The 13,411-nt window shown below is 60.8% G+C and carries 12 protein-coding genes and 1 riboswitch; of the genes, 5 read left to right on the top strand and 7 right to left on the bottom strand.

Annotated elements, in window-relative coordinates:
• Nucleotides 1-199 precede the first annotated feature (199 nt).
• Nucleotides 200-904: a YceH family protein gene (locus WN982_RS29760; RefSeq protein WP_341319142.1), complete on the bottom strand. Its 705-nt coding sequence runs from the start codon at nt 902-904 to the stop codon at nt 200-202.
• Nucleotides 905-1,305: 401 nt separating this feature from the next.
• Here WN982_RS29760 and WN982_RS29755 point away from each other — a divergent pair, with 401 nt between their 5' ends.
• Nucleotides 1,306-1,878, top strand: a complete 573-nt coding sequence (locus WN982_RS29755; protein WP_341319141.1) for a helix-turn-helix domain-containing protein — start codon at nt 1,306-1,308, stop codon at nt 1,876-1,878.
• 6 nt (nt 1,879-1,884) lie between these two features.
• Nucleotides 1,885-2,412, top strand: a complete 528-nt coding sequence (locus tag WN982_RS29750; protein ID WP_341319140.1) for a GNAT family N-acetyltransferase — start codon at nt 1,885-1,887, stop codon at nt 2,410-2,412.
• Nucleotides 2,413-2,586: 174 nt separating this feature from the next.
• On the opposite strand, the gene WN982_RS29745 is transcribed toward WN982_RS29750, so the two are convergent.
• Nucleotides 2,587-3,219 carry a LysE family translocator gene (locus WN982_RS29745; protein ID WP_341319139.1) on the bottom strand — a complete coding sequence of 211 codons (633 nt, stop codon included), beginning with the start codon at nt 3,217-3,219 and terminating at the stop codon, nt 2,587-2,589.
• A 292-nt stretch (nt 3,220-3,511) separates the two neighbouring features.
• Nucleotides 3,512-3,606: riboswitch (glycine riboswitch) on the top strand.
• A gap of 174 nt (nt 3,607-3,780) precedes the next feature.
• Here WN982_RS29745 and WN982_RS29740 point away from each other — a divergent pair.
• Nucleotides 3,781-4,992: a D-amino acid dehydrogenase gene (locus tag WN982_RS29740; protein ID WP_341319138.1), complete on the top strand. Its 1,212-nt coding sequence runs from the start codon at nt 3,781-3,783 to the stop codon at nt 4,990-4,992.
• Nucleotides 4,993-5,404: 412 nt separating this feature from the next.
• Here the strand turns inward: WN982_RS29740 and WN982_RS29735 are convergent, their stop codons facing one another.
• The gene (locus WN982_RS29735; RefSeq protein WP_341319137.1) at nt 5,405-6,556 is read right to left on the bottom strand and encodes an acetate/propionate family kinase; all 1,152 of its coding nucleotides are present in this window, start codon (nt 6,554-6,556) and stop codon (nt 5,405-5,407) included.
• Nucleotides 6,557-6,568: 12 nt separating this feature from the next.
• Nucleotides 6,569-8,962 (bottom strand): phosphoketolase family protein, encoded by a 2,394-nt coding sequence (locus tag WN982_RS29730; RefSeq protein ID WP_341319136.1) that lies wholly within the window; start codon nt 8,960-8,962, stop codon nt 6,569-6,571.
• 537 nt (nt 8,963-9,499) lie between these two features.
• On the opposite strand from WN982_RS29730, the gene WN982_RS29725 reads away from it, so the two are divergent.
• Complete coding sequence (locus WN982_RS29725; protein WP_341319135.1) at nt 9,500-9,625, top strand: hypothetical protein; 126 nt, start codon at nt 9,500-9,502, stop codon at nt 9,623-9,625.
• A 96-nt stretch (nt 9,626-9,721) separates the two neighbouring features.
• Nucleotides 9,722-10,258, top strand: coding sequence for an ankyrin repeat domain-containing protein (locus WN982_RS29720; protein ID WP_341319134.1), 537 nt, complete (start codon nt 9,722-9,724; stop codon nt 10,256-10,258).
• An 843-nt stretch (nt 10,259-11,101) separates the two neighbouring features.
• Here the strand turns inward: WN982_RS29720 and WN982_RS29715 are convergent.
• The 3 genes from WN982_RS29715 to WN982_RS29705 all read right to left on the bottom strand — a co-directional run bounded on the left by WN982_RS29715 (nt 11,102) and on the right by WN982_RS29705 (nt 13,367).
• Nucleotides 11,102-11,806 (bottom strand): HAD family hydrolase, encoded by a 705-nt coding sequence (locus WN982_RS29715; protein WP_341319133.1) that lies wholly within the window; start codon nt 11,804-11,806, stop codon nt 11,102-11,104.
• Between the two features lie 20 nt (nt 11,807-11,826).
• Complete coding sequence (gene gnd / locus WN982_RS29710) at nt 11,827-12,858, bottom strand: phosphogluconate dehydrogenase (NAD(+)-dependent, decarboxylating) (RefSeq protein WP_341319132.1); 1,032 nt, start codon at nt 12,856-12,858, stop codon at nt 11,827-11,829.
• A 359-nt stretch (nt 12,859-13,217) separates the two neighbouring features.
• Entirely contained in the window at nt 13,218-13,367 is a 150-nt protein-coding gene (locus WN982_RS29705; protein ID WP_341319131.1) for a hypothetical protein, read from the bottom strand.
• Nucleotides 13,368-13,411: the final 44 nt, after the last annotated feature.

Below are 13,411 nucleotides of genomic sequence, written 5' to 3'. Positions count from 1 at the left end.
CCCGCTTAAGAATTAGCGGTGTGAAGCCGCTTTCTTTGCTTACTTTCTTTGCGGCGGCAAAGAAAGTAAGTGCCTGCCCCGCACAGGGGCGACGCTAATAAACCAATATCAAATCAAGGAAAGGCCAACGCCGCGGGCAAACAGACATAAGCGCCGCGTAGGCAAAAAAAATCAAACAAAGCCCACCGCCGCAAGCGATTTACACCAACCCCTCGATATCATCAATCCGAATCCCCAATTCGGCGGCCATCCGCCGAACCACTACCTGAAGTCGACTCACCTCCTCTGCGAGCCTCTTCTGCTCGGCTCTAACAGCTTCGAACGCCGACAACGGCACAAGATCGTCATCCCCGCCCGGTTGGGCAAGATCACCAGCGCTGACCTCGCCGCACAACAAATGCATCCAGCGGTTCTCCCGCTCGCCCGGCGTACGGGCAAGCTTCACCACTCGCGGTGGTTCACCGACAGCGAGTTCGTCGAGAAACGCCTCAACCGATGAGATGTCCGCAAAACCATGCAAGCGCGCGCTATTCAACCGCAACTCGGCCGCAGTCTGAGGGCCGCGCAACAGCAAAGTGGTAAGCAAAGCAGCCGACTGGCCCGGCAACCCAAACACACGATTCATGTTGTGCTCGAACCGCGGCACGCGGCTACTGCTGCCCTCCAGCACCAGGCTCAGACGTTTCAAGCCGTCGATGGCCGTCAACACTTCAGCTTCAGTAGCACTCATCACCGGCGCGCGGCCGGTTTTCTGGTTGCAGCCCAAGGTCAGCGCGTTGAGCGAAAGCGGATAACTGTCCGGCACGGTGTGCTGTTTCTCGACCAGCACGCCAAGCACGCGCCCTTCGAGTTGCGTTAGAGCGCGGATGGACGGGCGGGAAAAAGCGTCAGGCGTGGAGTTCATAGATGATGTCGCGGCAGGTGCCGCCGGCTCGCGTGGGTCGACTTGCATACCGTCGCATGGCCGGGCGGCGTTTTTAGTTTGTGAGCTCTATGATAAACGGCCCAGCCGCCCGCTGTGTACGAATCTCCGCAGCAGCCCGCTGCGAATGACACGACGCGGACCACCACAGCGACCCGCTCTCCATGGCGTTTCCGCCGTCAGTCAGTCCCCGCGCTCGAGCGCCATCTCCCTTGTGGACGAGGCGCTTATCTGCTCAACGCGTACGCTGAGGCCTGTCGGCACAAGCGGCATGCCTGTGTGCCCGGGCCCGAGAAACCCGTCGGCCTGAGCAACCCTCCGACCGCGAGTCCGTGAATTTTGTCTCATTGACGAATTTCCATATTCGAGATAATTTCCCGAATATGGAAAATCCGATCCCCGATGACAACGCTATCGACCGTCGCATCGCCCAGCGTCTGCGAGCGCTGCGTGCCGAGCGCAACTGGTCGCTCGACGATCTGGCGAAACTCAGCAACGTCAGCCGCGCAACCTTATCGCGCCTCGAAAACGCCGCCGTGAGCCCCACCGCAAGCGTGCTGGGCAAGCTCTGCGTCGCGTACGGATTGCCCATGTCGCGCCTGATGCACATGGTCGAAGAGGATTTCGCGCCGTTGGTGCCGCGCAACGCGCAGCCGGTTTGGACCGACGCCAGCGTCGGCTTCCGGCGGCGCTCGGTGTCGCCGCCGGCGCAAGCGCTAAGCGGCGAAGCGCTCGAGTGCGAACTCGACGCGGGTGCGCGCATCACCTACGACGCGTCGCCGAGACCGGGCCTCGAACATCACCTGATCCTGCTCGAAGGGCAATTGCAGATCACCGTCGATGGGCAAAGCCACGACCTGCAAGCCGGCGACTGCCTGCGTTACCAGCTGTTCGGCCCCAGCGCTTTCGTGACTCCCGCGCACAGCGCCGCCCGCTACATCCTTTTCATCGTGTGAGCCAGCATGACTGCAACCACCCTAACGACCTTCTCCGCCGACGATCTGGTTCGCCATCACCACGAACTCGGCGCACTACTGCATGCCTGTGTTCATGACGGGGCCAGCATCGGTTTCGTGCTGCCGTGCACGGTCGAGGAAAGCGAGGCGTTCTGGACCGGCAAGGTGCTGCCATCGCTGCGAGCCGGTTCGCTCGTGCTGCTGGTGGCACGCTGCAAAGACCGCATCGCCGGCACAGTGCAACTCGACTACGACACGATGCCGAATCAGCGCCATCGTGCCGAAGTGCGCAAGCTGCTGGTCCATCCCGAGTTCCGCCGCCAGGGGATCGCGAAGGCGCTGCTGACGGAACTCGAAACCCGCGCAAGCCAGTTGAAGCGCAGTCTGCTCACGCTCGATACGCGCACCGGCGACAAGGCCGAGCCTTTATATGCATCGCTGGGTTATCAGACGGTCGGCGTGATTCCGGGCTTTTGCCGCGACACAATCAAAGAGCGGCTCGATTCGGCCACGATCATGTACAAAGCGCTTTGAGAAAGCACCAGCGGTTTGCTTTCAGGCCGTTTTCGAATATTTGAAAGTGCCTTCCGCACTGGCGATCTCGAGAAAAGGGTTGTCGATAGGAAAGCCGGACATGTTCAAGCCCTGCTTTTCAATGCGACGAATGCCGGGCGCGGCTTACCTTCCCAGCTGATCGCCGTTAGGCATTCAACGGCGCGAATCGAGCGCGATCCGTACCGCCAATCCGGCGAGCACGGTGCCCATCAACCAGCGTTGCACCAGCAGCCAGACCGGCCGTCCGGCGAGAAACCCGGCAATCGAACCGGCCATGCTGGCAATCAACGCATTGACGGTGACGCTCACCACGATCTGCACGCAGCCGAGCGCGATCGACTGCGCCAGCACGCTGCCGTGCCCCGGCGAAATGAATTGCGGCAGCAGCGACAGATACATCACCGCGATCTTCGGATTCGCGAGGTTCGTCACGAGTCCCATCGTGAACAGTTTGCGGCGGCTGTCGTGCGGCAGATCGCGCACCTGGAACGGCGAGCGTCCGCCGGGTTTGACCGCCTGCCACGCCAGATACAGCAGGTAGAGCGCACCGCAGAAACGCAACGCGTCATACGCATAAGGCACCGTCAGCAGCAGCGCGGTAATGCCGAAGGCGGCGCAGAACATGTAGAACACGAAGCCGAGCGCGACACCACCAAGCGATACAAGCCCCGCACGCCGCCCCTGGCAGAGCGAACGCGAGATCAGATAGATCATGTTCGGCCCAGGCGTGAGCACCATGCCGAGCGAAACCAGGGCGAAGGCAAGCAGCGTTGTGGCAGCGGGCACGGCAAACTCCTCAGGGAAAATGTACGAAGGCAATGCGGCCAAATATAACTTATGCCACGGACCCACGCTTGGACCCGGGCTTGAATAATCCGCATCGGCAGTTGAATGCCATTCATATCGCCGAACGCGTGGGTCTCCGTTTGCGTCGTGTCGCGATAGACGAGCGACGAGCGACGAGCGCTGGCCGCCAAAGAACGGCCTTAAGCACGAATCTTCAGAACACCGATTGCGCGGTGCATCGCAGGAAACACTTGCGGCGATAATTTTTGGGCGGTATTGTCGTGTCGTTCTGCAATGCAGCGCGGGAGAGATCGTCAGACGTTTGTGACGACGCCGACGGAGCAACCGCCCCGGAAACTCTCAGGCAAAAAGGACCGCGCAGCTGGAACATCTGGAGAGCGGCGCCGTGCGCGCCCACCGAAGGGGAATCCTGCACACCGCTTGCAACCTGCATGCGTGCTGACGGGATGAAACTCTCAGGTACATGGACAGATGGGGCATCAACGCCGGTTTCGACAGGAAATCGACACCGGTGATGCTCAATTTACTCTGGACCATGTCATGTCACGAATCGCCATCATCGGCGCCGGGATTACCGGCGTCACGACTGCTCACGCTCTGGCGCAGCGCGGCCATCACGTCACTGTGTTCGAACGCCATCGCTATGCGGCGATGGAAACGTCGTTCGCCAACGGCGGGCAGTTGTCCGCCAGCAATGCCGAAGTCTGGAACAGCGCGGCCACTGTGCTCAAGGGCTTGCGCTGGATGCTCACCCGCGACGCCCCGTTGCTGCTCAATCCGATGCCCACCTGGCACAAGTATTCGTGGATGGGCGAATTCCTGCGGCAGATTCCGCACTACCGCGCCAACACCGTCGAAACCGTGCGGCTTGCGATCGCGGCGCGGGAGCATCTGTTTGCCATTGCCGAGAGCGAAGGGATCGACTTCGATCTGGAGCGGCGTGGCATTTTGCACATCTACAAGACCCGCAAGGAGTTCGATGCCGCCGGCAAGGTGAACGAACTGCTGCGCGAGGGCGGGCTTGACCGCAACCCTGTGACGGCGAGCGAGTTGCATGCGATTGAGCCGACGCTGCAGGGCGAATTTTACGGCGGGTTTTTTACGCCGTCTGATTCCACCGGCGATATTCACAAGTTCACTCGTGGGCTTGCTCAGGCTTGCGTACGGCATGGGGTTGAATTTCATTACGATGCGGAGATTACCGCGATCGAGCAGCCGGCCGATGGGCGGTTTACGCTCCTGGTCAATCTTGCTGGTGAGCAGCAGCGGTTTGCTTTTGAGCGGATTGTGGTGTGTGCCGGCGTGAAGAGCCGGGATTTTGCCGCGATGCTGGGGGATCACGTTAATGTGTACCCGGTGAAGGGGTATTCGATCACTGTTTGTCTCGATGATGCAGTGAGTCAGCAGCGGGCGCCGTGGGTTAGTTTGCTCGACGATAGCGCGAAGATCGTTACCAGCCGGCTTGGGGCGGAGAGGTTTCGAGTTGCCGGGACGGCGGAGATTAACGGGTTCAATCGGGATATTCGGGCGGATCGGATTGCGCCGCTGGTCGAGTGGACTCGACGGTATTTTCCTGAGGTTTCGACCTCACGGGTCATTCCATGGGCTGGGTTGCGGCCTATGCTGCCTGGCATGTTGCCCAAGGTGGGCCGCGGGAAGCGGCGTGGGGTTTTTTATAATACCGGGCATGGGCATCTTGGGTGGACGTTGTCCGCGGTTACGGCGCAATCGGTTGCTAGTGTTGTTGACTAGAGGTCTTTTTGCCTTTTGCGGCGGCATTGGTTGGTTGCCTACGGCGGTGGCCTTTCCTTGATTTCTTAGTGGTTTATTAGCGTCGCCCCTGTGCGGGGCAGGCACTTACTTTCTTTGCCGCCGCAAAGAAAGTAAGCAAAGAAAGCGGCTTCACACCGCTAATTCTTAAGCGGGTCCCCTGGCTTGGAGGAGGCAGTGGAGCATCTGGAATCAGTGTTCTCGCACATTCGGCGCTGGTGACAAGGCAGTCATACTTCCGGCGGCGCTGCGCGCGCCGTGGCGGTACTTCATCTGTGTTAGCCTGGACTTGATCTGACAGGTAGTCGGGGAAGCGAAGCCAAAGAGCTGGATCAGTGAGGGATGAGTTTCTCCCTGGCGTCTCCGACCGAACTACGATCAAAGCAAAATAGCGTCAACCCGCCTGCAACAGCCTCCGGCAATGCCTGGCAATCTGCTTTTCCTCCTCAGTGTGAATCGCACGCACTTTCCCCGCAGGGTCACCCTCCGATAGCCCGAGAAACGAAAGCCCCTCGCACACTCGCTTGCGAATCTCTGTACTGTGTTCGCCGATCCCGCCAGTAAACACCAGCAAATCAACCCCTCCCAGCAAAGCCGCATAAGCGCCAATAGTTTTCCGCACAGCGGTGGCAAACGCATCGATCGCCAGCAACGCATTAACGTCGCGCGCCGCACAGCGCTGCTCGAGCGCCTGCATATCGCTCTCGCCATCCGCGAAGCCGGCCAGGCCGCTCTGGCGATTCAGCAGCGTTTCGAGCGCATCCGCGTCGAGCTTCTCCACGCGCATCAGATACAGCAGCACGCCCGGATCGAGATCGCCACAGCGAGTGCCCATCGGCACGCCGCCGGTCGGCGTCAAACCCATCGACGTGTCCACGGATTTACCGTCCTGTAACGCGCACAAACTCGAACCATTCCCCAGATGCGCAAACACCGCGCGCGGCGGCAAATCGGCACCGAGCCGCGTCACCAGCGATTCATACGATAGCCCATGAAAACCGTAGCGAATCACCCCGGCGTCCACATAGTGGCGCGGCAACGCAAGCTGCGCCGCGCGCGGCGGCAGCGTGGCGTGAAACGCGGTATCGAAGCACGCAAAATGCTGCGCGTCGCCGAAAATCGCCGACGCCTCGTCGATCAAGGCCAGCGCCGGCGGAATATGCAATGGCGCGAAATGCACCGCGTCCTGCAGGCGCTGCCGAACCTCGGGCGTCAAACGTTGATGCGCCCGCAGATGCGGCCCGCCGTGCACCACACGATGTCCCACTGCCGCGGGCCGGGCATGCTTGTGCTCCGCAAGCACGCTGGAGAGCTTTTGCAACGCGTCGGTTTGCGACTCCAGCATGTGCTCCTGCTCCACCAGCACGCGACCATCCGGCGACTTGATCCGCAAACGGCCATCGTTGCGGCCGATGCCTTCCGCGCTGCCCTCCAGCAACAATGATTCGTCATCGCTCGAGTGCGTAAACAACCCGAACTTCAGCGACGATGAACCGCTGTTCAACACCAGAATCGTCGGTTCCTGAGTGCGCTCATCGGTCTGCATACGAAGCCTCGCTCAGCCTTTCCACGTCCAGTTGCGGATTTCTTCTTTATCGATACCCTCGGCATGCGCATACGCAAGATGCTCGATGACCTGCCCGCGCAGCCACTCCTTCGCATGATCGCCGACGCCGCGCAAAGCCGGCACGCGATCGATCACGTCGATGGCGAGCGAGAAGCGATCGACCTGGTTGATGATCGCCAGTTCGAGCGGCGTGTTGATATTGCCCTTCTCGTGATAGCCGTGCACATGCAGGTTGCCGTGATTGGTACGGTTGTACGTCAGCTTATGCACGAGCGACGCATAAGAATGGAAATTGAAAATCACCGGCTTGCTGGTGGTGAACAACGAATCGAAGTCGCGATCCGACAGGCCGTGCGGATGTCCGTGCTCAGGCATCAGGCGGAATAGATCGACCACGTTGACGAAGCGCATCTTCAGCTCAGGAAAGCGCTCTTTCAGAATCTGCACGGCGGCAAGTGCTTCCATTGTCGCGATGTCGCCGGCACAAGCGATCACCACATCCGGCTCGGCGCCCTGATCCGTCGACGCCCAATCCCAGATGCCGATGCCCTTGGTGCAATGCGTGACGGCCGCCTCCATGTCCAGATATTGCAGATGCGGCTGCTTGTCGGCGACGATCACGTTGACGTAATCGCGCGAGCGCAAACAATGATCGGCGACGCTGAGCAGACAGTTCGCGTCCGGCGGCATATAAATGCGCACCACGTCCGGGCTCTTGTTGGTCACGACGTCGAGAAAGCCCGGGTCCTGATGCGTGAAGCCGTTATGATCCTGGCGCCACACCAGCGACGTAATCAGCAGGTTGATCGACGGCACCGGTTGCCGCCAGCCGAGATCGCGCTTGGCCTTTTCCAGCCATTTGGCATGCTGGTTGAACATCGAATCAATCACGTGGACGAACGCTTCGTAGGTCGCGAACAGTCCGTGCCGGCCGGTCAGCACATAGCCTTCGAACCAGCCTTCCAAGGTGTGCTCGCTCAGCATTTCCATCACGCGGCCATCTACAGCGAGTTCGCCGCCGTCAGCGTCGCTCGCCTCCGTGCCGGCCAGCCAGGTTTTCTCCGACGCCTCATAGATCGCCGTCAGTTTGTTGCTGGCGGTCTCGTCGGGGCCGAACACGCGGAAGTTCGTCATGTTGTTGCGCATGACATCGCGCAAGAACTTGCCGAGCACCTCGGTCGGCGACGTGTACGGGCGGCCGGGCTTTTTCACCGTTACCGCGTAGTCGCGAAACGGCGGCATGTCGAGCGTCTTGCACAGCAAGCCGCCGTTCGCGTGCGGATTCGCGCTGATGCGGCGCGTGCCTTGCGGTGCAAGTTCGCGCAGTTCTTCGACCAGACGCCCTGTTTCGTCGAATAACGACTCCGGCTCATAACTGCGCAGCCAGCCTTCGACCAGCTTCAGGCTGTTGCTATTGGCGACGGGGTCGAGCACCGGCACCTGGTGCGCGCGCCACGAGCCCTCCACCTTGTGACCGTCGACTTCCCTCGGACCAGTCCAGCCTTTCGGCGAACGCAGCACGATCATCGGCCAGCGCGGCCGCGAGGCATCGCCGGATTCGCGCGCCTGCTGCTGGATCGCGCGGATTTCGCCGACGCATTGTTCGAGCGTCGCGGCCATTTGCTGATGCATCGTGTCGGGATCGTCCCCTTCGACGAAATACGGCTTGTGGCCGTAGCCGGTCAGCAGAGCTTCGAGTTCTTCGTGGGGAATGCGCGCGAGGATAGTCGGATTGGCGATCTTGTAGCCGTTCAGATGCAGGACCGGCAGCACCGCGCCGTCGCGAATCGGATTGAGGAATTTGTTCGAATGCCACGAGGTGGCCAGCGGCCCGGTTTCCGCCTCGCCGTCGCCGATCATGACCGCGACGATCAGATCGGGGTTGTCGAACGCCGCGCCGTAGCCGTGCGACAGGCTGTAGCCGAGTTCGCCGCCCTCATGGATCGAGCCGGGCGTTTCGGGCGTGCAATGCGAGCCGATACCGCCGGGAAACGAGAACTGGCGGAAGAAGCGCCGCATGCCGGCCTCGTCCTCGCTGCGGTCCGGATAGATTTCCGAGTAATGGCCTTCGAGATAGCAATGGGCCAGCGTGGCCGGCGCGCCGTGCCCGGGGCCGGCAATGTAGATCACGTTCAGCTCGAGCTTCTTGATCAACCGGTTCAGATGCACCAGCAGGAAGCTCTGCCCCGGATCCGAACCCCAATGGCCCAGCAGACGGTTCTTGATGTGTTCGGGTTTGAGCGGCTCGCGCAGGAGCGGATTGTCGCGCAGATAGATCATGCCGGCCGACAGGTAATTGCAGGCGCGCCAGTAGCGATCCATTTTGCGCAAGGTGTCGGGCTCTAATGTTTTGGGCGGGGTCGGACGGGGGATTGCTTCAGCCATGGCGCCACTCCTCGAAAAGGACTGTCAGGCAGGTTAGCGGGTGCTGCTGCGATGGTTCGCGCCCTGGCCGGCGGGGGAAAAACGATAGAAGCCGACCGGCTTGTCACGCGCTTGACATCGCGAAGGTGTAGCGGCAAAGGTCCGTTGCGTAAGGCTTGACGGGATCTGGCCGCCAATCGTCAGGGGATGTGACAGGAAGCGAACGCCATGGTTCGACGCAATCGTATAAAGCTGGATCGCGTGACGGGCGTGCAGCGGTGCATCGCTGACGACGTGATGCGGGCAATTGCTGGCGGGCAACCAGGCTTCGATCGGCGCGTATGAATGCGGATAACACCGGGCACCGTGCAAGGATCATGCGCTCAATTGGGCCGCGTGTCTGTATGTTGTTGGACAGTGGGCACCTGGGGGCTAGTTTCGCGCATGACTTCGAGCGCACATTAACCTGAATACGTTTAAGCTGTCTGGGCTATGTGCGCGACGACGATCCGCATCTGGCGCGCCCTGAACTGCTCGCCCTCTACCTGAACGGCCATCATGTCGACACCCAGCCGCCTCAAAACACCCTTGATTCTGGTTCTCTCGCTCGTTGTGTTGTGCGCGGGTGTCGCCGTTACGATCGGCGTGTTCGGGTTGCTGGTGTTGCTGCTCGGCAAGCTGTAGCGTGCCGCTGCGCGGGCGTTGGCAGCGCGACATGTGTATTCTGACTGATGTTCCGAGTGCCGCCGAGGCGGCCTGATGCACTGCAAGGAGATTCCATTGACGGACCACGCTGATTCTTCCCCTCCTTCCAAGCCGCAGCTCGATCAGGAATTGATCGAGTTGGCGCATGAAGTCTTTGAACTCGCACGACGTGGTGATGCTGCGATGCTCGCTTCGGTGATCGAGAAAGGCGTACCGCCGAATTTGCGCAACGACAAGGGCGACAGTCTTGTGATGCTGGCGAGTTATCACGGACACGTGGATGCGGTGCGGGTGCTGCTGGAGCGCGGCGCCGATCCGAACCTGCGCAATGATAATGGGCAGACGCCCATTGCTGGGGCTGCTTTTAAGGGCTTTGACGCCGTGATTGAGGTTTTGCTTGCGCACGGCGCGGATGTTGAGGGTGCGTCGCCGGATGGACGCACGGCGCTTATGATTGCTGCTATGTTTAATCGCACGGCGATTGTTGATCTGCTGATCGCGCATGGAGCGGATCCGGGAGCCCGCGATGCGGGTGGGGTTACGCCGGTTGAAGCGGCTCGCAAGATGGGGGCTGCTGATGCGCAAGCGCGGTTGAAGGACATCGGTTATTAAGGTTTTTTTGCCTGCGCGGCGCTTTGGTTGTTCGCTTACGGCGTTGGCCTTTCCTTGATTTGATATTGGTTTATTAGCGTCGCCCCTGTGCGGGGCAGGCACTTACTTTCTTTGCCGCCGCAAAGAAAGTAAGCAAAGAAAGCGGCTTCACACCGCTAGCTTTTAAGCGGGTCCCCTGGCTTGGAGGAGGCAGTGGAGCATCTGGAATCTGTGCTGTCGCACATTCCGCGCTTGTGACAAGGCAGTCATACTTCCGGCGGCGCTACGCGCGCCGTGGCGGTACTTCTCAAAACCGATTGGGCGCACGCGCTTCCGGCATCATTTATCCCGCGCCGCATTGCGTGCGTCGCGGACGGGTCTGCCTGGGAAACCAATGGGTAATTCTCCGCACGGCGGGAGCCATCGGCTTCGCCTCGGCGAGGCGCCGAAGTGTGCGAGATTGAGCCACCATTTCGAGTGAGACGCTAGCGCCGCGGCGAGGCGTTGGGGACGCGAGTGCGAGCCACCGCACCGAACCAGCCGCGGGCGCCCAAACCGCCTGGCGGTTTGATGAAGTACCGCCACGGCGCGCGCAGCGCCGCCGGAAGTATGACTGCCTTGTCACCAGCGCGGAGTGCGCGAGAACACCGATTCCAGATGCTCCACTGCCTCCTCCAAGCCAGGGGACCCGCTTCAAAGCTAGCGGTTTGAGCCGCTTTCTTTTGCCTACTTTTCTTTGCGGCCGGCAAAGAAAAGTAGGTGTGCCCCCGCACAGGGGGAACGCTAATAAACCAAAAACAAAACAAGGAAAGGCAACGCCGTAGGCAAACAGACAATGCCGCCGCCAAAGGCAAAAAGAAAACCCTAAGCACCTCCTACAGTCCCACTGATCATCAACATATCAACATCAACACCGGCGAGCTCGCCAACCCTCTCAACAGTCACATCCGCGGGCGGATTCCCCGCCACCTCTTTAGGATCAAAAGCATAATGCCCCTGGCGAGGAAAAACAGTGGTCAACCTCTCCCCCCAGCTCTTCTTCATAGCAGTAAGAATCCGCAACTTGTCATCGACCATCACATAGTGTCGAGCCGGATAACACTCCATCACCTGATCGAGCATCAACTCCTTATGGATATAAATCAGAACCCGCCCTTCAACCTCCTCCCATAACCCCGAACGGGCAATCTTCCGAGGTTGGAACACGACGTCCCCGTCGGACAAAATCACAGTAGGCCCGCGCGTCGCCAGATGCCGAATCGCATCCAACGCCCCCGGATACAGCCGATTCGCAAACGGATACTCAATCAGAAACGACGACATCAACAGCAATCGCGTATCCCGCGGATGCTCCCGCCGATACCGCTGCAATGCCCCCAAATAATCGGCGTAGCCAAGCTCCCTTCTCAATTCCTCAAAAATTTCCCAATATCGCGTGCTGTTCTCCTCGCCGAATTCCCGCATCATGTGCGCGCGCAAATCCGCCAGCACATGATCGTTGTCCAGCAAAGTGTTGTCGCAATCGAACAGAAACACGACGTCGTGCGGCGTAGCTTTCGTGGCATCCATGCCGGCTCCTTGAATTAGCTCTACTGCCCGTCAGCCGGCGCAGCGACTTTCTCGACGTGGCCGCCAAAGTCATGCCGCATCGCCGACAACACCCGGTTCGCAAAATCCGCGTCGCCGCGCGAGCTGAAGCGGGCAAAGAGCGCCGCGCTCAGCACCGGCGTAGGCACGCCTTCGTCGATGGCAGCCGCGACTGTCCAGCGGCCCTCGCCCGAATCCGATACGCGTCCTGCGTAGTTCGCCAGATCCGCATCGCTGACAAGCGATCCGGCAATCAGATCGAGCAACCACGAGCCGATCACGCTGCCGCGCCGCCACACTTCGGTCACATCGGCGAGATTCAGGTCGTACTGGTACAACTCGGGCCGGCGCAGCGGCGAAGTTTCGGCGTCGACATCGCGCGCGTGCTTGCCGGCGTCGGCATGACGCAGAATGTTCAGTCCCTCGGCGTACGCGGCCATCATTCCGTATTCGATTCCGTTGTGGACCATCTTCACGAAATGCCCCGCGCCCTGCGGACCGCAATGCAGAAAGCCCTGGTCCGCGGTGCTGTCGCCTGGGGTACGACCCGGCGTGGCAGGCGCGGCGCCCGCGCCCGGCGCGAGCGTCGAAAAAATCGGCTCGAGCTGTTTCACGATCGCGGTCTCGCCGCCGATCATCAGACAGTAGCCGCGCTCGCGGCCCGCCACGCCGCCGCTGGTGCCGACGTCCACATAGTGAAGCTGGCGTCCGGCCAGCTCGGCGCCGCGGCGGATGTCGTCGTGGTAATAGGAATTGCCGCCGTCGATCACGATGTCGCCGGGTTCGAGCAGCGGCACCAGCTTCGAGAGCGTCGCGTCGACCACCGCCGCGGGCACCATCAGCCACACCGCGCGAGGCCTCGCGAGTTGCGCGACCAGCTCCTCGAGCGACGTAGCACCCGCGATGCCGTCCTGCTTCAGCTTTTCCACCGTTGCCGGCTGCACGTCGTACGCGATACATTGCTGACCGCCCTTCGTCAGACGCCGCACCATGTCGGCGCCCATACGTCCCAATCCAATCATGCCTAGTTGCATATCCCGCTCCAGGAAGCGCATCGTTGCGCTGATTGATTTCGTTCGTTGCACTGCGGCCGTGATGTGTCTGAGCGACTGCCCGTCACTCCGGTAACTGTAGATGCCTTTATATGCCTGTGCCAGCCAAACGGTATCAGCCTCCGATCGTCTGCGCAGCGAAACCGGCACCGCTCGCGACGCCAAACCGACGATACGCCGCGTTGAAGAGCCTTTGCGCAGCGCAACGTTCCGGCTGCGCGCATGCCCAGCGCCTCGCTCTGCCGGATGCATCGAATTGGCTGACTGTCGCCTTACACCGTCAACGCCGCTTTCAAACGCGCACCCGCCAGCACGCAGATCACGCAATGCTGCATGGCTCTTCAGGTGCGAGGGACAGATTTAGCAGTTTCCATCCCGCGATCGGCGGCCGGAATTTCAGCAGGCACAGTCGCTTGTTCGGCGGCGCGCACCGGATCGCGGCTCATCAGATGCGCGTACGCGGCGACGACGTTGACGTGGCTCATCAGCATGTAATTCATGTAAGAAAAGGCGGGATACAGTTCAACAGCTCCCC

Origin of the sequence: Paraburkholderia sp. IMGN_8, assembly GCF_038050405.1 — a bacterium.
GTDB lineage: Bacteria > Pseudomonadota > Gammaproteobacteria > Burkholderiales > Burkholderiaceae > Paraburkholderia.
Note: the sequence above shows the minus strand (reverse complement) of the source record. Positions and strands in the feature narration are given on the sequence as shown.